Source organism: Desulfovibrio ferrophilus (assembly GCF_003966735.1).
Lineage (GTDB): Bacteria > Desulfobacterota > Desulfovibrionia > Desulfovibrionales > Desulfovibrionaceae > Desulfovibrio_Q > Desulfovibrio_Q ferrophilus.
The window spans coordinates 2,561,871-2,582,580 of the sequence record NZ_AP017378.1; the positions used below are offsets into that span (position 1 = coordinate 2,561,871).

20 protein-coding genes and 3 tRNA genes are annotated in these 20,710 nt (G+C 56.7%); 6 read left to right on the forward strand and 17 right to left on the reverse strand.

Annotated elements, in window-relative coordinates:
- The first annotated feature begins 117 nt into the window (after positions 1 to 117).
- Together rarD and EL361_RS11905 are read left to right on the forward strand one after the other, a co-directional pair.
- A complete protein-coding gene (gene rarD / locus EL361_RS11900) occupies positions 118 to 1,032 on the forward strand; it encodes an EamA family transporter RarD (RefSeq protein ID WP_126379821.1) in 915 nt (304 codons plus the stop codon).
- A 61-nt stretch (positions 1,033 to 1,093) separates the two neighbouring features.
- On the forward strand, positions 1,094 to 2,305 hold the full coding sequence (locus tag EL361_RS11905; protein WP_126379823.1) for a glycosyltransferase family protein: 1,212 nt from the start codon (positions 1,094 to 1,096) through the stop codon (positions 2,303 to 2,305).
- A 58-nt stretch (positions 2,306 to 2,363) separates the two neighbouring features.
- Here EL361_RS11905 and EL361_RS11910 read toward each other — a convergent pair.
- The 15 genes from EL361_RS11910 to EL361_RS11980 form a co-directional block, all read right to left on the reverse strand.
- Positions 2,364 to 2,439: transfer RNA gene (locus EL361_RS11910), tRNA-Thr, on the reverse strand.
- A gap of 166 nt (positions 2,440 to 2,605) precedes the next feature.
- Complete coding sequence (locus tag EL361_RS11915; RefSeq protein WP_232034771.1) at positions 2,606 to 3,148, reverse strand: acyloxyacyl hydrolase; 543 nt, start codon at positions 3,146 to 3,148, stop codon at positions 2,606 to 2,608.
- Between the two features lie 286 nt (positions 3,149 to 3,434).
- Positions 3,435 to 3,770, reverse strand: a complete 336-nt coding sequence (locus tag EL361_RS11920; RefSeq protein WP_126379825.1) for a TraR/DksA family transcriptional regulator — start codon at positions 3,768 to 3,770, stop codon at positions 3,435 to 3,437.
- Between the two features lie 59 nt (positions 3,771 to 3,829).
- Positions 3,830 to 4,288 carry a DUF1499 domain-containing protein gene (locus EL361_RS11925; RefSeq protein WP_126379827.1) on the reverse strand — a complete coding sequence of 153 codons (459 nt, stop codon included), beginning with the start codon at positions 4,286 to 4,288 and terminating at the stop codon, positions 3,830 to 3,832.
- Positions 4,289 to 4,498: 210 nt separating this feature from the next.
- Positions 4,499 to 5,824, reverse strand: a complete 1,326-nt coding sequence (locus EL361_RS11930; RefSeq protein WP_126379829.1) for an APC family permease — start codon at positions 5,822 to 5,824, stop codon at positions 4,499 to 4,501.
- Positions 5,825 to 6,272: 448 nt separating this feature from the next.
- Positions 6,273 to 6,349, reverse strand: a tRNA-Pro gene (locus EL361_RS11935).
- A gap of 91 nt (positions 6,350 to 6,440) precedes the next feature.
- A complete protein-coding gene (locus EL361_RS11940) occupies positions 6,441 to 6,683 on the reverse strand; it encodes a nicotinamide mononucleotide transporter (protein ID WP_126379831.1) in 243 nt (80 codons plus the stop codon).
- A gap of 84 nt (positions 6,684 to 6,767) precedes the next feature.
- A complete protein-coding gene (locus EL361_RS11945) occupies positions 6,768 to 7,106 on the reverse strand; it encodes a MerR family transcriptional regulator (RefSeq protein ID WP_126379833.1) in 339 nt (112 codons plus the stop codon).
- A 158-nt stretch (positions 7,107 to 7,264) separates the two neighbouring features.
- Positions 7,265 to 9,664 (reverse strand): phenylalanine--tRNA ligase subunit beta, encoded by a 2,400-nt coding sequence (pheT, locus tag EL361_RS11950; protein ID WP_126379835.1) that lies wholly within the window; start codon positions 9,662 to 9,664, stop codon positions 7,265 to 7,267.
- Between the two features lie 210 nt (positions 9,665 to 9,874).
- Positions 9,875 to 10,927 carry a phenylalanine--tRNA ligase subunit alpha gene (gene pheS, locus EL361_RS11955; protein WP_126379837.1) on the reverse strand — a complete coding sequence of 351 codons (1,053 nt, stop codon included), beginning with the start codon at positions 10,925 to 10,927 and terminating at the stop codon, positions 9,875 to 9,877.
- A 1-nt stretch (position 10,928) separates the two neighbouring features.
- Entirely contained in the window at positions 10,929 to 11,282 is a 354-nt protein-coding gene (rplT, locus tag EL361_RS11960) for a 50S ribosomal protein L20 (protein ID WP_126379839.1), read from the reverse strand.
- An 80-nt stretch (positions 11,283 to 11,362) separates the two neighbouring features.
- Positions 11,363 to 11,572 carry a 50S ribosomal protein L35 gene (gene rpmI, locus EL361_RS11965; protein ID WP_126379841.1) on the reverse strand — a complete coding sequence of 70 codons (210 nt, stop codon included), beginning with the start codon at positions 11,570 to 11,572 and terminating at the stop codon, positions 11,363 to 11,365.
- 144 nt (positions 11,573 to 11,716) lie between these two features.
- The gene (gene infC, locus EL361_RS11970) at positions 11,717 to 12,247 is read right to left on the reverse strand and encodes a translation initiation factor IF-3 (protein ID WP_126379843.1); all 531 of its coding nucleotides are present in this window, start codon (positions 12,245 to 12,247) and stop codon (positions 11,717 to 11,719) included.
- Positions 12,216 to 14,165, reverse strand: a complete 1,950-nt coding sequence (thrS, locus tag EL361_RS11975) for a threonine--tRNA ligase (RefSeq protein WP_126379845.1) — start codon at positions 14,163 to 14,165, stop codon at positions 12,216 to 12,218. Before thrS ends, infC begins: the two co-directional genes overlap by 32 nt.
- 100 nt (positions 14,166 to 14,265) lie before the next feature.
- Positions 14,266 to 14,340: transfer RNA gene (locus EL361_RS11980), tRNA-Val, on the reverse strand.
- Positions 14,341 to 14,515: 175 nt separating this feature from the next.
- Here EL361_RS11980 and EL361_RS11985 point away from each other — a divergent pair.
- The 4 genes from EL361_RS11985 (at position 14,516) to EL361_RS12000 (ending at position 19,926) form a co-directional block, all read left to right on the forward strand.
- On the forward strand, positions 14,516 to 15,211 hold the full coding sequence (locus tag EL361_RS11985; RefSeq protein WP_126379847.1) for a glycosyltransferase family protein: 696 nt from the start codon (positions 14,516 to 14,518) through the stop codon (positions 15,209 to 15,211).
- Complete coding sequence (locus tag EL361_RS11990) at positions 15,208 to 15,825, forward strand: acyltransferase (RefSeq protein WP_172961731.1); 618 nt, start codon at positions 15,208 to 15,210, stop codon at positions 15,823 to 15,825. Before EL361_RS11985 ends, EL361_RS11990 begins: the two co-directional genes overlap by 4 nt.
- Before the next feature lie 109 nt (positions 15,826 to 15,934).
- Positions 15,935 to 16,207 carry a hypothetical protein gene (locus tag EL361_RS11995; protein WP_172961732.1) on the forward strand — a complete coding sequence of 91 codons (273 nt, stop codon included), beginning with the start codon at positions 15,935 to 15,937 and terminating at the stop codon, positions 16,205 to 16,207.
- A gap of 110 nt (positions 16,208 to 16,317) precedes the next feature.
- A complete protein-coding gene (locus EL361_RS12000; protein ID WP_126379851.1) occupies positions 16,318 to 19,926 on the forward strand; it encodes a bifunctional diguanylate cyclase/phosphodiesterase in 3,609 nt (1,202 codons plus the stop codon).
- A 7-nt stretch (positions 19,927 to 19,933) separates the two neighbouring features.
- Here the strand turns inward: EL361_RS12000 and EL361_RS12005 are convergent, their stop codons facing one another.
- On the reverse strand, positions 19,934 to 20,347 hold the full coding sequence (locus tag EL361_RS12005) for an ATP-binding protein (RefSeq protein WP_126379853.1): 414 nt from the start codon (positions 20,345 to 20,347) through the stop codon (positions 19,934 to 19,936).
- A 23-nt stretch (positions 20,348 to 20,370) separates the two neighbouring features.
- Entirely contained in the window at positions 20,371 to 20,709 is a 339-nt protein-coding gene (locus EL361_RS12010; RefSeq protein ID WP_126379855.1) for an STAS domain-containing protein, read from the reverse strand.
- Between the last annotated feature and the right edge of the window lies 1 nt (position 20,710).

A 20,710-nucleotide genomic window follows, 5' to 3' on the forward strand; every position in this document is an offset into this window, starting at 1 on the left:
ATGATCGATTATGCGAGGTCATTCTCCGCATCCCACCGGAACTCATTGACTTCCTCAACTAGAACATTACTTAATGCCCTGCCACATAATCCATCCCACGATCAGGAGCGCTGCCCCATGCCATCCCGCCCCCCATCTCCCCCCAGTACAACAGGTGGACTGGCTGCTCTTGCGGCCTTTCTTTGTTGGGGGCTGTTACCCGTTTACTGGAAAGCTCTGGGGATGGTGCCCGCGCTGGAACTGCTTTGCCACCGAATCGCCTGGTCCCTGCTCTTCCTGGGCCTGGTGCTGACAACCACGGGCCGGATGGCCGAAGTCTACTCTGCCCTGAAATCACCACGAATCATGCTGCCATTGACCATCAGCAGCGCACTCATTTCCATCAACTGGTTCACCTACATCTGGGCCGTCAACTCCGGGCATGTGGTGGAATCCAGCCTGGGTTATTACATCAACCCACTGGTCAACGTGATTTTGGGATTCATATTCTTCAAGGACCGATTGCGACCTCTTCAAATGCTGGCCATCCTGTTGGCTCTGGCAGGGGTCATCAATCTGATCGTGGCCTATGGACACTTCCCGTGGATCGCGCTGACCCTGGCCTTTTCCTTCGGCTTCTATGGATTGGTGCGTAAAATCGTACACGTAGAGTCCGCACCCGGACTCTTTCTCGAGACCCTGATTCTGGGCCTCCCGGCCGCAGCCTACCTGCTGCATCTCTGGGGACAGAACACAGGCGCATTGGGAGCTTATGGCCTTCAGGCCGACGCCTTGATGGTTGGCGCCGGAGCCGCTACCGCCCTGCCGCTCATGGCCTTCGCCTTCGGAGCCAGAAGGTTGTCTCTGGTGACCCTGGGAGTACTGCAATACGTGGCCCCCACCTGCATGTTCCTACTGGGCATCTTCGCCTACGACGAAACCTTCACCCCCGCACACATGACCACCTTCTTGCTGATCTGGGCTGGCATTGGCCTGTACACGGTCGATGGAGTGAAGAGGCTGCGCCGGGCCTCCGTTCGCCAAACCGGTTGACGCAAAGGCCCGTGCTTCGTAACACATTCACTGGCCCATCCCTCTTGGTGCAGGAGTCGCCATGAATGCTTCCCCTGGGCGAAAGCCCCGGCGCAACTCGCCCCGCATCCTGTTTCTTCGTTTCGGCTACTTTCTGGAACGGGAACTGATGGCGGCCTTTGCCCTGACAGGAGCCGATGTCACGGCCTTCTGGCCCGAGCGCGAAGCAGCACCCGGAGCACAGGGATATGTGACCTCACTTCTGGAGCGCATTCAGGCCCACCGACCCGACACACTGCTCAGCATCAATTTTCTGGGTGGAGACCTCGAAGGGCCACTCATGGACCTGCTGAACAAGCTGCGGTTGACGTTCGCCACATGGTTCGTGGACAGCCCGGAATTATTCCTACACGGGCGGTCCCACCTCACTTCTACCCGTTCCGTCCTGTTTTGCTGCGATCCCGACGCCCGGACAAAACTCGAACCCATGGGTTTCGATAACGTCCATCACCTGCCTCTGGCTGCCGACAGCACCCGCGTCGACCTTGAGGCACCCATAGCGACCTCGGGCACGACTCTGCCAGTCTCCTTTGTAGGCTCCAACTGGGTGGACAAGCTCGGACGAACGCTGTGCAATTTCAACTTCCCGCGTGGACTCCTGCGCCATTACCGCTCTGCAGGGTGGGCCCTGGCGCAAGGCGACTACCAAAGCGACACCTTAAGTTGTCTCCAAAAACGGTACCCAAAATTTGCGACCGCCGTTGCGCCACTAAGCGCCAGCGACAGACGCGGCGCACTGCATCTGGCCTGTTGGGAAGCCAACCGGGCCTACCGCCAACACTGCGTCTCCCGACTGGCCCCCTTTAACGCCACCATCGTGGGAGACAGGCACTGGCAACGGCAACTCGGCCCGCTCGCTTCGCAATTTTCCCTGCATCCAGCAATTGGCTATTACACCCCCGACCTGCCACGCCTGTACCGCGCCTCAACCATCAACTTCGCCTGCTCGAGCACGCAGATGCCGGGGGCCGTCACCCAACGGGCCTTTGATGTCCCGGCGGCCGGAGGTTTCCTGCTCACGGACCGCAGGCGCCAGATGGATGAGTTGTTCGAACCGGATGTTGAAAGTGCCTGCTACGATACGCCAGAAGACATCCCCGAGGCCGTGGCCCGCTGGAGCAAGGACACGACCCGGGCAAGGGCCGTAACCCGCGCTGCACGAAAACGGATTGCCGCAGAGCACACCTACGTCCACAGAGTCCGGCGAATGATCGATATCTTGTGCGCCCAATAAGGTATTTCTTGCGCACGAAAAAAGGCCGACACCTGATGGCGTCGGCCTTATTCTTTTCTGGAGCCCACGAGCAGACTTGAACTGCTGACCTCGTCCTTACCAAGGACGCGCTCTACCGCCTGAGCTACGTGGGCAAATTGCGTCAAAGACGCAGACGGCGATTTAAGTCATTCACCCGCGCGGGTCAAGAAAAAATGAGCGCTTCAGTCGCCTTTATGTGGCCGTTACAGCACCACATAATCAACCCTGCCGCGCGATCTTTGCTCGAAAACAAGGGAAAATCCTTGTCTGGCAATATTTTTAAAATTTGTATCCGAGCTTCAGACCAATCGTATCAAGCCCCTCATTACTTGAGGCCAGATTGGCGTTGGACACATGATCAACAACAAGCAAGACATTCATCCGCTCATTGAGCGCATAGCCCAAGGCAACTCCCAATCGGAACAACAGACTCGTCCCCAGAGATTTGCGATCACTTTCATCGGTATCCAACTTGCCGTCGTGCAATGCACCGCCGAACATACCCTCAACGAAGAATCCACGCCCGAGCTGTCCATCCCAGGTCAGACCTGCATAGACCTGCGAAGTGTCCCCCGTGACATTCAAACTCCCTCCGATGTGCGGCCTGGGCGCACCAATAGCCTGCAAAAAAACAGGAGAAACAAAGAGCACCTCAGCATTCAAATCCGCTCCGGACTCCCTATTAAAGCTTACAAAAGGGACATCGTGAGCCAAAACTCCTATCCGTGCTTCGGAAACCACCTCCGTGGCAGAGGCTGTCAGATCCATCCCCACAGTAATCATAATGCAGACAATAGCGGCAATGGCGCAGAACCGACGCATCAAACCCCTCCTCGTCTTAGGACTCATGAATAATACAGGTTCTAAAACGATACCATATTTCACACGGATTTCCAGATTGTTTTACCCTGTAAGCCATGGCTGGAAGAGATCTGATATGGAAAGAAAAAAATGGACAGATGTCATGGGGAGGAAGGCAAAACTCAGACACGAGGTCCAAAGCCCTCGCACAAAAAAAGCACACAGACTTGCTGCGTGCATTTTTTCATCCAAGGCTGTTTACTCCCCGCTCTCTGCACATCTATAGATTTAAGCGGTACATCAAACCCTATTCTGCGCACTCCACACAGGTGATGCATTCGGGGATAGCCAGTAGCCGAGCCAGGGGGATGGGGTCACCGCATTCCGAGCAGAAACCGAATTCCTCGTCATCATCCACGCGGCTCAGGGTCGCTTCCAGCTTGCGCAGACGTTCGCGCCCCTTGGCGATGGAGGCCTCGTTGATGCCCTGATTGAGCATGGTATCCAGACGGGACAAACGCCCAATGGCGACATCCGGCTCCACGGGCCCTGTGTTCTCGGCCAGGCCCGTGATGGTCTCGCTCAGAGACTCAATTTCCTTACGGATCTGTTCTTTGAAGTCGTTTTTCTGTTTCTCGTTCATACTGTTGTTCCTACCACAAAACCCATCGCTTGGCTTGTCTCCACAGCACTCGCCCAAGGCTATTGGTGACTCAACAACTCCCTCAGTAGTTCGATACGCGCCCGGTTCACCCCAAAGTCATAATACCCCAGCCGCGCGGCAGACCGCATGTGTACCGTATGCGTGCTGGCGTCGTAGAGACACTCCAGATCATCCACGAACCCGAACACCCGGCTGGCAAACTCGGCACGCAGGTAGGTCTCACCCTGCCCCACGACCCTTGCACCGGGCAGGGCTTCCACGGCTTGCCGCACATGAGCCATGCCCGCCTCCGCGGCTTTACCACTCAGGACAACAGGGGCAACTCCGTGCCGCTCGTCTATATCATAGGATGACACACAATTGGGGCTGGAGGGGCACAAGGCCAAGCGCCCGCCCTGCACGCCGATATTGGTAGGAACGGAGCCGGCACAGCCGGCAAGAAGGACTCCAAAAGCTGTGCAGACCAGCGCGAGAAGTGGAAGGTATTTATTTGTCATGCATTCTATTTAAATCGCAAAAGAATAATGAGCAAGCGCGGTTGCCATATTTGCAACTCCCTCCAGACACAACAGGGAATCTCTTCGGTTCAGGTTTGAGAATAATATCGCCATTAGACGAAAAAATGCCCCCGAACAGGATTCGAGGGCATTCTGAATGCTCTTTGCATCAGTGATCGCCTGACGCGTAAGACGATTGGATTCGGACTCTTAGCCCTTCTTATCGTTCATAAGCATCATACCAATGCCGAAAATGGCCAACAGGATCACAAGGAAGTGAGCGAACATATCCTTCTGCACAGCACCCCAAATAATGTAGATGGAGCCACAACCAGCCAGAAGCGGACAGATGAAACGGCTGACCGGGCCAAGGTCGGTGAAGGTCTTCATTACCCAGATATAAATGGAAATGTAGATGACATACAGGAAGGCGATGGGCAATTCGGAAATATCCATGAATTGGCCCCACCAGCCATTGAAGTTGCCGTACCAGACCACCAGCCAGATGCAGGAGAACAGGTAGCCAATCAATGCCGAATGGGTGGTGCTGTTGGTTGCGGCGTTAATGCGCTTGAACACCTCGGGCTTGGGCCCCATGTTGCGCGAGGCAATGGAATACATGCCACGGGCAGAACCCATGATCAAACCGTTCAGGGTGCCAAGGCAGGAGATAATAACAAACACTGTCAGCAGAGTGCCACCCAACGTACCGAACACCATGGACATCACCTGAACGGGTGCTGCATCGCCCTGAGCCAGGACCTGGTCATTGGTCAACACACCGGAAATACCCAGATAGTAGAGCATGTAAATGACCACTACGGCGATGGCACCAACCACAAGCGCCCGCGGCAGGGTACGCTTTGCATCTTTCAGTTCAGCGTTGATAACAGTGGCGATAATCCAGCCTTCGTAGGCAAATGCAGTGGACAGGGTCGCCACGGCAAGCCCTCCACCACCGCTGGAAACCATCTGGGCAGCCTGCGCAAAGTTTTCAAGGGTCTGGCCGGAAGTCAGGCCGACAAAACCGCCGACGATGGCAACCAGAGCCAGAGGGACCAGCTTGATGACAGTCGCAGAGACCTGCCACTTGCCCGCCAGAACCGGAGAGAAATAGTTGAGCAGGAAAAAGGCGGTCATATATATAAAGGAAAGAGTCCAGACCCCATCTGTCCAGCCAATCAGACTCACGCTGTAGTTGGCCGAAACCCATGCCAGAACTGCCACCAGCGTGGGGTAGTAAACAAAGGTCATGAACCAGGCCACAAAGTAGCCAGCCTTGCTACCATAAGCCTCTTCAAAATAGTCAACCACACCGTTCACACGTTCGATGCGGGTAGCTATTTTCGAAAAAACATACGCGGTAACGATCATGATGGAGCCACCGATCAGCCATGCCAACAAGGCTGTGCACAGATCTCCATCTGAGGCTTTAAGTACATCGTCTGCCTTAAAGAATACCCCGGAGCCAATCACAATGCCCACAACCATGGCAGTTGCAGTCCAGAATCCATATTTCTTCTGTAAATTATCCATAGATTTTGTATCCTTGATTGTTGGTCTTGTCGGTTTGTTTCCTCGTTGCCACTTCAGTGCCCGCCAAGCGGGATGGCGAGGGACGAGTGTCAAAAAAAAACTTCAACATCGCTGTTAAAGTGGTGCGTATTGAGCAATGCAATAAGCCACACGTCGAGGTTTCTTGGCACCTCAAGCAGGCAATGTCTAGCGCGAAATGGTGAATTTTATAGTCCGATATGTCAGTTTATCGAAAAAAACTGTCAAAAATATTCGCAACACAACCTTAGATAGCCTTACAAGCCTTGCTCGTCGTTTCTTTCTCATGAACAGCGTGGAATGGTTTTACTTTGCCTAATTCATGGGCCCCGGCGCGGCCTTCTTTTGCACCGGCGGACACATAACGGACACAAACGCTGAAACCAAAGAAAAAGGGCTTACGAATTTCTTCGTAAGCCCTTGAACTTTCTGGTCGGGATGAAATGATTTGAACATTCGACCCCCTGAACCCCATTCAGGTGCGCTACCAGGCTGCGCTACATCCCGACGAATCTCAAGCACGCTTTCGCGTGCGGGGAAAGATTACCTAGAGCGTGGGCGTTCAAATGTCAACACCAAATTAAATTATAGCCCAAGTTTATTCATCTTTGCACTCTCTGCGGGGTGGATGTCGCGTCCACTCGACAAACCCCCAGATGGAAAGACCAGTATAAATAATGAACAAAAATGCCTGGGCATAGATTTCGTTGCGGACATTCACCGTGATCCAGCCCATATTGGCCACAACAAAGAACACAAAGCCCATTCTGCTTTTTTTGATATTCAGGATCACTCCGGTCACGGAAAGGCAGGTCAGCATCCAGGTCAGGGCCGTCTCCATGGGTCCTCCTCGGTTTGCCCATAGGATACCCTGCCACACGGATTTCAGCCAAGAAAAAACCCCGGACTTGCCGGGGTTTTAATTTTATCTGTCACTGAGGAGCCGCTTCAACTCCATCAGCTCGTCGCGCAGCTCCTGCTTGAGGCTGGAATCCAGCCCCGGTTCACAGGGAGGCGGCTCATTCTCGCCTCGCAAGTCCTGCTCCAGGCGTTTACGAGCCCCCTCGATGGTCAGACCCTCACCGTGCAGCAACGTCCGTATGCGCTCCAAAAGCGCCAGATGATCGTCGTTATACAGGCGCTGGCCCTTCTTCGTTCGAATGGGCCTGATCTGCGAGAACTCGGACTCCCAATACCGCAGCACGGATGTATTCAATCCGAGCAACTCGGCGGCCTTGCCGATACGGTATGTTCTGCCCAGCATCTGTATCTCCCAATCAACAGGTCATCCAACTTACATCCTTCCATGCCGCCTCCGCCAGCACCCCGCCAGGAGTGCCGCAGAATAACGGACATGGACATCAGCCCCTGCATACGACCATTTGAGATTTACATCAACGGCTCACGGTCAATATGGCAGAATTACACGCGAACCGGCAACGCCTTGAGCAAACCCTCGACAACCTTGGAGTGACGCTTGTCCACTTCCTTGTCCTTCAGGGTCTTCTTGGCGTGGCGATAAGTCAGGCGCACGGTTACGTTGCGCACAGCCTCACCCTCGGGCTCGTACAGGTCCACCATGGTCACGTCTTCCAGCAGATCGACCTTCATGCCTTCGATGGCTCCGATGATCTGAGCCACGGACAATCCCTCAGGCGCAATGACGGTGATGTCGCGCCGGATGGGCGGGTACACGGCCAAGGGTTCGAATCCGGGAGTCAGAGCCTCGAACATCTCACGCAGCAGGTCCACGTCCAATTCACCAAGCCAGACGTCACGACGGGCGTTGTAATGGTCTGCCACATCGCCATTGACGCAGCCAAGCAGCCCCACAGAACGGCCATCCACAATCACCTGCACACAAGGCGTCAGGTAGGTATGCCCTTCCACGGTCTTGAAATTGGCCCCGGGCAATCCCAGATGCTGGAGCAGGTGCTCCACAAAGCCTTTGAGATCTTCATACTCGGCGAAATCTTCAGCGGGCCAGGGCCAGCGCTCGCGTTCGCGACGGCCAGTGACCATTAGCGCCAGACGGGTGGGCTCGTTGACTGTGGTCTCTGAGTGCTCATCCGCCCAGAAGACATGAGCCACTTCGAACAGACGGAGATGGCGGGAGCCATGGCCCACGTTGGTACGCACGTTACCCAGCAGGCCTGGAGCCAGCACGGTACGCATCATGTTCTGATCCTCGGACAGAGGATTCATGACCGGGACGCGACCTTCCTTGGGCAGGCCCAACAAATCCAACTCGTCGTCGCCCACAAAGCTGTAATTGATCGCTTCGCGCAGGCCCACACCCCGTGCCCAATGCTTGAGCTTCATGGTGAACGTATAGCGCGTATCTTCCTTGCCGATGGAATCCAGCGACTTGGAAACTCGCGGCAACACAGCGGGGATACGATCCATGCCATAGACACGGGCAATCTCCTCAAACAGGTCCACCTCGCGCTCCAGGTCCAGGCGGTGGCTCGGTGCCTCGACGCTCCAGTCCTCGGCATTGGTGTCGTTGACCTTGCAGCCCATGCCAGTGATGGTGGTGCGGCAGAATTCTTCGGAAAGCTCGATGCCCAATAGCTTCTCGGCACGTTCGCGTCGGAATCGCAGAGTACGATTCAGCCAGGGACGAGGCTCGGACACACACATACCCGGCAGCAATTGTCCGGCTCCACACTCGGCCATGAGTGCGGCCGTGCGGTCGATACAATACTTGGCCAGCCCCTGGTCCACTCCACGTTCGAAGCGGTAGGACGCCTCGCTGGGCAGGCTCAAGCGGCGGGCGGTCTTGCGCACGGTGGGCGGATTGAAGACCGCCAGTTCGAGGAAAATATCAGTGGTACCTTCGTGGACTTCGGTCTCGGCACCGCCCATGACACCGGCCAGCCCCACCGGGCGCTCAGCATCCCAGATCAACAGGTCGGCGGCAGTGAGTTTGCGCTCCTGATCGTCCAAGGTGGTGAAGGTCTGGCCGTCGCTGGCCTGTCCCACGCGGATGGTTGCACCCTTGATCAGGTTCAAATCATAGGCGTGGTTGGGATGTCCCAACTCAAACATCACGTAGTTGGAGACATCCACCATGTTGCTGATGGGGCGCTGGCCCACGGCAATCAGGCGGTATCGCATCCAGGCCGGAGCAGGTCCGACCTGGATGCCCTTGATCACGCGCCCCTGAAACAGCGGACACTGGGCCGGGTCGTCAATGACGATCTTGACCATGTCCGAGCAGTCTTCGCCGGATTCATTGAGCTTGAGTTCGGGCAGGGTCAGAGGCAATCCATAGGCCAGTGCGGTCTCGCGGGCCAACCCCAGCACGGAGTTGCAGTCTGCACGGTTGGGGGTCACGCCGATGTCAAAGACCACCTGGTCCAGATTCAGGGCGTCCACCAGAGGGATACCGACCTCAAGGCTCTCGTCCAGAACCATGATTCCGGAATGGCTGTCGCCCAGTCCCAGTTCATCCTCGGCGCAGATCATGCCCATGGACAACTGGCCGCGAAGCTTGGCCTTCTTGATCTTGAAGTCGCCAGGCAGCACTGCACCGATCTTGGCCACGGCCACTTTCTGCCCCTGGGCCACGTTAGGCGCACCGCAGACGATGGGCAGCAGTTCAGCCTCACCCACGTCTACCTTGGTCACGGATAGCTTTTCGGCCTCGGGATGCCTGTCGCACTCCACCACGTGACCCACGACCACGTTCGCCAGGTGCTCAAAGGGATGGATGATTTCTTCCAGCTCGAGACCAAGCATGGTCAGCTTGTCACCCAGTTCCTGATCCGTGCCTTCGAAGGGCACGAATTCCCGCAACCAATTCAGACTCAACAGCATTGATTATTGCCTCCGTCGGACCGGCCCGTGGCCGACCGCGAGAAATTTCGGAAAGATGCCGCACAGCGCATACGGCAAGTCGTCCTGCATACCCGGAATCGCCCCGATTTTCAACTTACGGGGTGGTGACGGGAGCCAAGCAGGGCACGGCTTATGAAAAAGGCCCCGAACCTCTCGGTCCGGGGCCCTAAACGTCGTTGTGGCTAAGTCTTAAGAAAACTGAGACAGGAAGCGGGTGTCGTTCTCGAAGAACATGCGCAGGTCACCGATGCCGTATTTGAGCATGGCAACTCGCTCCACGCCAAGGCCAAAGGCAAACCCGGTATAAACCTCCGGGTCATACTCCACAGCCTTGAACACTTCGGGATCGATCATTCCACAGCCGAGAATCTCCACCCAACCAGTCTGCTTGCAGACTCGGCAGGGAGCGCCTGCAACTTCTCCGGAACCACCGCACATGCAGCAGCTGATGTCCACTTCGGCACTAGGCTCGGTGAACGGGAAGAAGCTGGGACGGAAACGCACACGCGTATCCTTGCCGAAAATCTGCTGCAGAAACGAGGTTAACGTTCCGCGCAGATCGGCCATGGACACTTCATGATCAACCAGGAACCCTTCGATCTGGTGGAACATGGGCGTATGCGTCAGGTCGGAGTCCCGACGATAGACCTTGCCCGGTGCCACCGCTGCCACGGGGGGCTTGCGCTCCATCATGGTACGGATTTGCAGGGGCGAGGTGTGGGTGCGCAGCACCACATTATCCGTGACATACAGGGTGTCCTGCATATCGCGGGCGGGATGCTCAGGCGCCAGATTCAACGCCTCGAAGTTATACCAGTCGGTCTCGATCTCCGGCCCGCTGACAACCTCAAACCCAAGCCCGGTAAAGACCTGACAGATCTCTTCCATGACCAGAGTAATGGGATGCAGCGAACCCATGGCAGGGGTGCGCCCGGGCATGGTCGGATCGAACCGGGACAGGGCAGCGTCGACACCGGCACGGGCCAATTCGGCCTCGCGCGCGGCAAACAGCTCGGTCAACTCCGTTTTCACGGCGTTACCGGCTTTGCCGACCAACGGCTTGTCCTCAACCGGCAGGTCCTTCAACGTCGCGAGTTTCGCGGCCAGAAGACCCTTTCGGCCCAGATACTTAACCCTGATTTCCTCAAGCCCGTCACTGTCGGATGCACCAGTCAGTGCATCCTTCAATTCGGGGACAAGGGACTCCAACTCCGTGACGAGAATAGAACCCGCTTCAGACACTCTAGTTCACCTTGGACTTTGCGATCTCGGCAATCTTGCCGAAGGCCTCTTTGTCACGCACTGCGATGTCAGCCAGAACCTTGCGGTTCAACTCAACACCGGCCTGATTCAGGCCGTGAATGAGCTTGGAATAGGACAGACCGTGCATACGCGCAGCAGCGTTGATGCGGATGATCCACAGCTTGCGGAACTCACGCTTACGGACCTTGCGATCGCGGTAAGCATAGACAAGGGCGCGCTCAACGGTTTCCCGTGCCGTGGTGTACAGCTTGCTGCGAGCACCACGATAGCCCTTGGCCATCTTCAAATATTTTTTATGACGCCTCTTGGCGACTTTTCCTCTTTTAATTCTCATCGTTCGTTTCCTCCTTTCGACCTGCGTACCTGGGTCACCCCGGCCTGACAGGCAGAACGATCAATCAATGAATGGATAAACTACTTTTTCAACGTGGCCTTGGGCACCATGCGGCGCACGGCACTCTCATTGGACTTGTCAACCAAAGTGGCCTTACCAAGACGGTTCTTACGCTTCTGCGACTTCTTGGTGAGGATGTGACGGAGCCCCTGACGGCGGCGGGAAATCTTGCCCGAGCCGGTCAGCTTGAAACGCTTGGCGGCGCTCCTGTTGGTCTTGATCTTGGGCATAATGCTCTCCTTCAAGTGAATACAATAAACCACAACGACTTTGCTTCGGGCATCCCGAAGCTCAGGGCGAGCCGAAGCCCTCCCCAAGTATATGCATACCCGCGCGGAGCGCGGTGCTAGCGTCTAAGCTCGGAGAACGAGCGGCTACGGCTGCTGCAATTTGATGGGTGCCAGCAAAAGGCTCATCGTGCGGCCCTCGGAACGCGGCTGCTGCTCGACCTTGGCGAGATCACCCACGGCTTCGACCATGCGCTGCAGGATCATCATTCCACGATCCTTGTGCACAATCTCGCGACCCCTGAAGAATACGGTGACCTTCACTCGGTCGCCGCCCTCAAGGAAACGCAGCACGTGCTTCAACTTGGTGTTGAAGTCGTGATCATCGGTTTTAGGCCTCACCTTGATCTCTTTGATCTGGACCGTGCTCTGCTTTCTACGGGCTTCCTGCTGCTTTTTCTGCAGCTGGTATTTGTACCTGCCGTAGTCCATGATCTTACACACGGGTGGCCGGGAATTCGGCGCGACTTCCACCAGATCAAGACCCAGATCCATTGCCATCTGCAATGCATCCTGAGTGGCCATAATGCCCGCTTGCTCGCCGTCGGCCCCGATCACGCGCACTTCGCGCACACGGATCTGCCTGTTACACCGGGATTGGGTAGCTGCTGAAGCTATAGCTCATTCCTCCTCGTTTGAACGGTTCCTGACACTCGGTCAGTACCATTCCTGCGGCCTCATCAAAAGTTTTAAGGCCGAGATTCTCGCCCCGCAAACGCACATTCACGCCGCCGGACTCCACTTCCTTGTCCCCTATCACAAAGATATAGGGAATTTTTTGTACTTGCGCTTCACGAACCTTATAACCCAATTTCTCATTGCGCAAATCCGCCTCAACACGCACCCCACGTTCACGCAGGGCCGTCAAGGCGGTTTCGGCGAATTCCTTCTGGGCATCGGTCACGGTCACGATCCGCGCCTGGACTGGTGCCAGCCAGGTGGGGAAGGCTCCGGCATAGTGCTCGGTCAGCACTCCGATGAAGCGTTCGACGGAACCCATGATGGCCCGATGGACCATAACGGGGCGGTGTCTTTCACCGTCCTCGCCGATGTATACCATGTCAAATCGTTCTGGCAAGGTGAAATCCACCTGAATTGTGGAGCACTGCCATTCGCGGCCCAGGCAATCACGCAGCTTGACGTCGATCTTGGGACCATAGAAGGCACCGTCGCCCTCATTGATCTGATACGGCAAACCCATATCATCCATGGCGTTCATCAATGCGCTGGTGGCGCGCTCCCAGTCCTCTTCAGAACCAATGGACTTTTCGGGGCGGGTGCTGATTTCCATCATGCACTCGAACTCGAACAGCCCCATCAGCGCCTGAATCCAGTCCATGACTCCCTTGATCTCGTCATGCAACTGATCCGGACGGCAGATGATGTGGGCATCATCCTGAGTGAACTGGCGCACACGCAGCAGGCCGTGCAGCACTCCGGACATCTCGTGGCGATGGACCACGCCGAACTCGAAATATCGCTTGGGCAGATCACGGTAGCTTTTGAGCCCCGTGTTGTAGATCATCATGTGCGCAACGCAGTTCATGGGCTTGACGCCATAGGGCACATCATCGATCTCCGTGAAATACATGTTCTCACGATAGTTCTCATAATGGCCCGAGGTCTCCCAAAGCTCGCGCTTCAAAATCTGTGGGGTACGAACAATGTCGTAACCGCGCTTGAGCATCTCGTGGTTCACGAAGTCCTCAAGAATGGTCCGCAGCAACGCGCCTTTGGGATGCCAGTAGGCCATGCCCGCGCCACCTTCCTCGTGGAAGCTGAACAGATCCAGCGCCGGGCCGAGCTTGCGATGATCACGCTTCTTGGCCTCTTCCAGCTGATTCAAGTGCTTCTTGAGATCCTTTTCGGAACCAAAGGCCGTGCCGTAGATGCGCTGCAGCATCTTGTTCTTCTCGTCACCGCGCCAGTAGGCACCGGCCACGGACATCAGCTTGAAGGCCTTCAATTTGCCGGTGGAGGGGATATGGGGACCACGGCAAAGATCGGTGAACTCACCATGGGCGTAGAGGGAAAACTCCTCACCGCCCAGATCGTCCATGATCTCACCCTTGTAGTGCTCACCCAGGCCTTCGAACAGGGCCTTGGCCTCGTCCTTGGACACCTCGCTCCGCTCAAAAGGCAGATCACGCCCGACACTGCTCTTCATCTCGGCTTCGATGGCCTCGAGATCATCGGGAGTGAAGGGACGCTCAAAATCGAAATCGTAGAAGAAGCCGCTCTCGATGGAAGGCCCAATCGTCACCTGCGCATCGGGGAACAACCGCTTCACGGCTTCAGCCATGATGTGGGCGGCACTGTGACGGATCACGTCCAGCCCCTGGGGAGTGTCTTCGAACACGGCCTGCAGCTCTGTACAACCGTCGCCAATGGGCCTGGACAGGTCCAGAATGGTTCCACCACAGTCAGCGGCCACCACCTGTTTGAATTTCTTCTTGGACAATGCCTTACTCAGGACATCACCACAGGTATCACCCGCCTGCGCCTCGACAACTTCTCCACCAACGGAAATCTGCACGAATCGTCTCCCGATGTAGTTTCCTTATTATAGGAGCCTGACCTTCCAAATCCATAAAACAAATAGGGAGGCCAAAGCCTCCCTTGATAATCAGAAAAAATGGTAGGCCCGAGCAGATTTGAACTGCTGACCCCTTGCGTGTCAAGCAAGTGCTCTCCCCCTGAGCTACGGGCCTACCCTGCGTTTGGGAAGAGAATCTATATTGCCCTAGGCCACGGGTGTCAAGAAGATATCTGCCTTTTTTTCCAACACCACAAGAACAGGCCACACAGGAAGCTCCAATGCTCCCGGCAGGCGTTGCCAACCTGTCGGTGCCATTGTACCTTTGTGAACATTCATTAGGAGTGCCCATGCCGCAGAAACAACCACCACTATTTTCCGTCATCACCCCCAGCCGTGGGAATCGTCCTCTGGCCCTGGCCCAGGCCATTGCCAGTGTCGACGCCGCAGCAGCTTACGCCATTGCAGAACTGCCTCCCGCAGGAGTCGAGATGCTTGTGGGCTTTGACGGAGTCAAAGGCCAGCGCACCAGCCCAGATGGTCATCCCGCACCGGATTACGTCCGCTTCTTCGACCTGCCCCATGACGGCAACTTCGGCAACGCCATTCGCGACACCCTGCTCCGGGCAGCGCGAGGCCGATTCGTGCTCTTCGTGGATGATGACAACGCCCTGACCCCAGAGGCCTTCAGCCTGTATCTCCAAGGCCTGGAATACGAGATGCAGGTTGGGCGCATCGATGTCAGCCGGGCCTTTGACAAGCCTTTCCTGCCCGAAGACGCCCCTGGCAGGGAGTTGGTCCGCCAAGGCAACATCGACCCCTTGTGTCTGTGCCTGTCCCGCGAACTGATCACCATTCGCTGTGGAGGTTGGCAGGGTGAAGGCGGCTATGAATCCGACTACCTGAACATCCTGCGCTATGCCCGACGCGCCCGATCCATCCGCAGGATTGACCAACTTGTGGGCATCTACGATGCCGGATGCGGACTGGACGACACCGGATTCAACTCCAGACAGCTCAAGCAGACGGACAGGAAAACGACATGAGCGACCATATCCACCTCGCCATGCGCGGCGAAGACAACGAAATCCAGCACAGGGACTGCGACTTCGACAACGTCACTCTTGACATCATCGGCAATGACAACACCATTATCTTCGGTCGCTATGCCCGCCTCAGAAACACAACGCTGACCCTGCGCGGCAGTGGCCATCGCATCCATATCGGGGCTCATTGCGAAATCGAGGCCCTCAACCTGCGCCTGCTCCACGGCAAAGGATTGTTTGCAGTGGGGGATGGCAGCTTCATTCTGGAGATGGAAGCCAGCATTTTCGAAGGAACCCGCTGCACTCTGGGGCGCGACTGTCTGGTTTCACGCGGTGTCACCATTGCCACAGGTGACGCCCACTCCATTCTGGACACGGAAACAGGCCAGCGGCTGAACCCCTCTGACGACATTACCATAGGGGATCATGTCTGGCTGGGGCTGGAGGCCATGCTTCTCAAAGGGGCAACCATCGGAGCAGACTGCGTGATCGGAGCCAGAGCCGTTGTGACCGGGAACATCCCCTCAGGAAGCCTGGCTGCAGGGGCACCGGCCAAGGCCTTGCGCCAAGGCATCACCTGGGACCGCGAACTGATCCCCATGGCAAAAAAATAATTCATCTCCATCGCGCGGCACTGGACAAAACATCAATCCGGCCTTAGTTGCTGCACGTTGGCAACGACAAAGACATATAAGCTCTTTCGAATGAGCAAGGAGATTCACTATGGATATTGCAACCGATCGCAAATGCCCCCACTGCGGAGAAATTCTGCTGCCCTGGGAAGGACCACCGGAGACCGGATGGGGTATCATCCTGGTCTGCAACAACAACCAGTGTCCACACTTCAGTTGCTCCAATGAGACCGTGGCTCAGTACCAGCCCGAATCCAAACTCGGATTCCGCTATGCCGAAGACCCGGTCAACAACTATGCCTCCTTCAATCTGGCCGCATACTGTGGCGCCACCTTCATGGACCTGGCGAAACAGAATCAATAACGGCGAAAGACTCCATTTTTTCAGGCCTGCAGCTCCGGTTGCGGGCCTGATTTTTCGCCCCCTGTCTTCCACCTTGTCTATTCCAAAGCCGATCGTTATAGTCAGCATCTATGCCACGCCCTGTCTCCCCCTTTAAACCGACCACACAACGCCACTATCTCCTGCTCCATGGCGTGGGGCTGCTACTGCTGTTCCTGATCTTCTGGACGCTCAATCTCTGGACCGACCGTCGGGCCGTCATCCGCCATGAGGCCATCTTCAACGAGCAGCAATCCCTTCAGGTACAGCTGGCCGCTCAGGCCATGCACTCGCGCATGAACGAGGTTTTTTCCGCGCTGGAAATCTACACCCAGTATTCTTTTCCCGAGCTTGAACGCGGGCTGCGAGACGTCTCCTCCATCCAGACCCTGCTGGACACCACCACTGTCAACATCCCAACCCTGCTTACCCTGGCCTATCTTGATGCCCCGGATTCCATTGTCGCCCAATCGGGCGGCAAGGCTGCAGGAGGAAAAGCGACCCGGCTCCTTCTCGACTGGTCCGAAAAGTATTGGTCCACCTTTTCAGATGGCCGCGCCCTGCCCCTTGTCCCTCCGCTTCATGCATCCCGGGATATCCAGGCCATGGGGCTTTTCTACCCCGTCCTGGTTGATGGCAAATTCAGAGGGATTCTCACCGGCATCGTCGATCTGGGCACCGTCATCAGAACACACATCGCCCCATTGCGCTCTGGCCAGCATGGAGCCGCCTTCATCCTTGGCAGCACAGGGCAGGTTCTGTTCGACCATGAGGCGCAACTCATCGGGCGAAACGTCTTTGACGGGCTCCACGCCAGTCACCCCGAAGTCCTGGAAATAGATACGCGCATGCTCTCCGAGCCTTCCGGAACCGGAAGTTATTCCTACATCCTGCGCCAAGATGGTCCACCCACCCGCAAGCTTGTCGCTTGGCGAACTGCCCACTTTGGCGACCAATCCATCATCATCGCCCTGTCCGCCCCGGACACCGAAGTCAATGCCTCCATGACTGCCATTCGCCATGAGCGTCATATCATCGGAGCCCTTTTGCTGCTGTGCCTTGCAGGCATGAGTTTCCTCACCTACCGCAAGGCAGTGCAGCCAGACATCCAGGCCAGCCACCGACGGCTTCTGGACATAGTCGAATTCCTGCCGGACCCGACGTTCGTCATTGACCATGAAGGTCGGGTTATTGCCTGGAACCGGGCCATTGCCGCCATGACCGGCTTCAAGGCCAAAAACATGCTTGGTAAAGGCAATTTTGAATACGCGGTCCCTTTTTACGGAGAACGGCGCCCCGGCCTGATTGACCTGGTGGGTAAAGACTACACCGAGCTGATCGGCCGGTATCATTCCGTCACACGTGACGGCCACGCCATTTACGCCGAGACATTCGTCCCCAACGCGTATGCAGGCAAAGGCGCTCACGTCTGGGCCACGGCTTCCCAACTTCTGGACAATAACGGCAATGTCGTGGGTGGTATCGAGTCCATCCGCGATATTACGCACCGCAAGGTTGCAGAGCAGCAAATCCGCGAAAGCGAGGAGCGCTACGCTCTGGCCGTGCAGGGGGCCAACGACGGCATCTGGGACTGGAATCTGGAAACGAGCAGCATCTATCTGTCCCCGCGCTGCAAGCAGATTCTCGGGTATAGTGACGAGGAATTCGAGAGCATTCCCGGTCACTGGCAATCCCACGTGCATCACGACGACGTGGAACAAATCAACAGTGCCGAGGAAGCCGTCATCGAAGGTCGCGAGGACTCCTTTGCCGTGGAATATCGTGTCCGCCGCAGGGATGGCAGTTATCACTGGGTCCTGGACAGAGGTACCGGCGTCGTGGATGACGACGGTCAAACCACGCGAATTCTGGGTGCCATCTCAGACATCAACACCCGCAAGGAAAACGAAACCGTCTCCGCCATCATGTTGGCCATGTCCAGTGCGGTCACCACCACACGAGATCTGAAAACACTCTATGCCGCGGTGCACGCCATTCTCATTGAACACATCGGAGCCGAAACCTTTTATATTGCCCTTGTGGACACGGAACGCGACCTGATCGACTTCGTTTACGCCAAGGACCAGGAACACGGCATCCCCTGGGAGCCCGTCGCCATCAGTTCCCTGAAGGGGAAAAGCCTGACCCTGGCGGTTTTCAACCAGGCCAAACCCCTGATCATGAACCGTGAGCAGCAGTTGAAATTCGGCGTCATGGGAGCCCCCGCAGAAGTCTGGATGGGCGTCCCTCTGATCATCAAGGACAAGGTCATCGGCGTGATGGCGGTCAATGATTATGAGGACCCCAACCGCTACAGCGAAAAAGATCTGCGCCTGTTGTCTTCAGTCTCCGAACAGGTGGCTCTGGGCATCGAACGCAATATGAATGAGGAGCAGCTCACTCACCAGGCCCTACATGACGACCTGACGAGCCTGCCCAACAGAGCCCTGTTCATGGAGCGCCTGGGACGAGCCATTCGGCGCTCCGAACGCCGCACGGACTACCGCTTTGCCGTGGTCATGATGGATCTGGATCGATTCAAGATCATCAACGACAGCCACGGGCACCTGACCGGTGACGAGGTCCTCAAGGAAACGGCCCGACGCATCGCCCCCGTACTGCGTTCAGTGGACACCCTGGCTCGTCTGGGAGGCGATGAATTCGCCATTCTACTGGAGGAATTCGACAAACCACAGCAGGTCGTTCACATCGTGCGCCGCATTCAGGAGTCTGTCTCCGCCTCCATCATGGTGGGAGATCACGAGCTACGCACCACAGCCAGTGTCGGCATCGTCATCAAAACCGAGGACTACGCCAGCTCCGAAGAACTGCTGCGGGACTCGGATATCGCCATGTACCAGGCCAAGCAGCAGGGCAAGGGGTTGTTCCGGGTCTTCAACCGCACCATGCACCTTGCCGCCATGGCGGCCATGGCCCTGGAACACGACCTCGAGCGGGCACTGGCTGCCAGAGAATTCAAACTCCAGTATCAACCGATTTTCGACGCCCAAACCAGAGCCCTGAGCGGATTCGAGGCCTTGATCCGTTGGCATCACCCCGAACGCGGTCCGATATCCCCTGCGGAATTCATCCCCGTAGCCGAAGAGACAGGCATCATCATCCCCATCGGGCAATGGGTCCTCAAACAGGCCTGCGCCACCATGGCCGAATGGCTCACGCTCCCCGGCTCCAACGAGGGGTTGACCATCTCGGTCAACCTGTCCGCCAAACAGGCCTCGCACACCAACCTGCTGGCCATGGTGCGCCGGACATTGCACCAGACGAATCTTCCACCTCATCGCCTGAAGCTGGAACTCACGGAAACCGCTGTCATGGAATCGCCGGACGCTTCGCAGATGATTCTGGAGCGATTGAAAGTTCTGGGGGTGCAGCTGGCCATTGATGACTTTGGCACCGGCTACTCTTCCCTGTCGCATCTGTCGCGACTGCCCATGGATTCCCTGAAGATCGACCATTCATTCATTGTGGATCTGCTCGAGACCGAGGAAAACAAGGAAATCGTCAAGGCCATCGTGGTCCTGGCCCAGGCGCTGGAGCTTGAAGTCGTCGCAGAAGGGGTGGAAAATGAAGCTCAACTGGAACAGGTCAGGCAATTAGGCTGCAACATGGTGCAGGGATTCCACCTGGGCCGGCCCATGGACGAGGTCGACGCCCGGGCTCTGCTGTCTCAGCACTCGTAAAGACGCGTCAGCTTCCCCCCTCAATCTCGACGGTCAACGTATTCTGCCCATCCTGGCGCGAATACTCCCAGGCATCCACAAAATTACGCACCAGGTGCAGGCCAAACCCCCCGTGCTCGTCACCGCTCAGGCCTTCCCGCTGCTCAGCCTCGAACGTCGGATCAAAGGGAACACCCCGGTCCTCGAACATCACACTGACTCCCCGTCCGCAAACGGTCACCGTCACCCCCACTCCTCGACGCTCGCCCGCAGGCACATGGCGCACCGCGTTGGACAGGATTTCCTCCAGCACCAACTCCAGTACATATCTCGCCCGCTCACCAAGGTCATAGGCACTCGTAAAGCCCCTGACCTGCTCGACGCAGTCTGCCAGTGTCTGCCAATCCCGATCCATCTTGAGCGACAGGGCTGCTTCTGACATCTTTCTCTCCGGGCCGGGCGGCCTTAATCAAACAGGGCCATGGCCGCTGGCACGTCTGAAGTCGTTGTCACCATCTTGTCGATACCGGCGATACGCAGTCCCTCTTCCACCAAGGGCCGGGCAGCGGCCAGAACCAGCTTCGCTCCCTTTTCGTCAAGATTCTTCTGAGCCTCGATGAAAAGACGCATGCCCACAGATGCCATGAATTCCACCCCGGACATATCAATCACCGTATTCCTGCCCGCAGAGGTGACTAGACCCTTGAATTCATCAGATGCAGCCTGCACCCCTGCCGAATCCATACGACCGGACAAACTGACAAGAACGACATTCCCTGCGCTCTGAACCAGACTGGTTTTCACG

Excerpts from the sequence above, each read along its gene's own strand:
- EL361_RS11995 (WP_172961732.1), top strand. The coding sequence starts at position 15,935 with ATGGATATTGCAACCGATCGCAAATGCCCCCACTGCGGAGAAATTCTG.
- EL361_RS11945 (WP_126379833.1), bottom strand. The coding sequence starts at position 7,106 with ATGCTGGGCAGAACATACCGTATCGGCAAGGCCGCCGAGTTGCTCGGA.
- EL361_RS12000 (WP_126379851.1), top strand. The coding sequence starts at position 16,318 with ATGCCACGCCCTGTCTCCCCCTTTAAACCGACCACACAACGCCACTAT.
- EL361_RS11990 (WP_172961731.1), top strand. The coding sequence starts at position 15,208 with ATGAGCGACCATATCCACCTCGCCATGCGCGGCGAAGACAACGAAATC.
- rarD (WP_126379821.1), top strand. The coding sequence starts at position 118 with ATGCCATCCCGCCCCCCATCTCCCCCCAGTACAACAGGTGGACTGGCT.
- EL361_RS11915 (WP_232034771.1), bottom strand. The coding sequence starts at position 3,148 with ATGCGTCGGTTCTGCGCCATTGCCGCTATTGTCTGCATTATGATTACT.
- EL361_RS11930 (WP_126379829.1), bottom strand. The coding sequence starts at position 5,824 with ATGGATAATTTACAGAAGAAATATGGATTCTGGACTGCAACTGCCATG.
- EL361_RS11920 (WP_126379825.1), bottom strand. The coding sequence starts at position 3,770 with ATGAACGAGAAACAGAAAAACGACTTCAAAGAACAGATCCGTAAGGAA.
- EL361_RS12005 (WP_126379853.1), bottom strand. The coding sequence starts at position 20,347 with ATGTCAGAAGCAGCCCTGTCGCTCAAGATGGATCGGGATTGGCAGACA.
- EL361_RS11905 (WP_126379823.1), top strand. The coding sequence starts at position 1,094 with ATGAATGCTTCCCCTGGGCGAAAGCCCCGGCGCAACTCGCCCCGCATC.
- EL361_RS11925 (WP_126379827.1), bottom strand. The coding sequence starts at position 4,288 with ATGACAAATAAATACCTTCCACTTCTCGCGCTGGTCTGCACAGCTTTT.
- EL361_RS11940 (WP_126379831.1), bottom strand. The coding sequence starts at position 6,683 with ATGGAGACGGCCCTGACCTGGATGCTGACCTGCCTTTCCGTGACCGGA.
- rpmI (WP_126379841.1), bottom strand. The coding sequence starts at position 11,572 with ATGCCCAAGATCAAGACCAACAGGAGCGCCGCCAAGCGTTTCAAGCTG.
- EL361_RS11985 (WP_126379847.1), top strand. The coding sequence starts at position 14,516 with ATGCCGCAGAAACAACCACCACTATTTTCCGTCATCACCCCCAGCCGT.
- pheT (WP_126379835.1), bottom strand. The coding sequence starts at position 9,664 with ATGCTGTTGAGTCTGAATTGGTTGCGGGAATTCGTGCCCTTCGAAGGC.
- rplT (WP_126379839.1), bottom strand. The coding sequence starts at position 11,282 with ATGAGAATTAAAAGAGGAAAAGTCGCCAAGAGGCGTCATAAAAAATAT.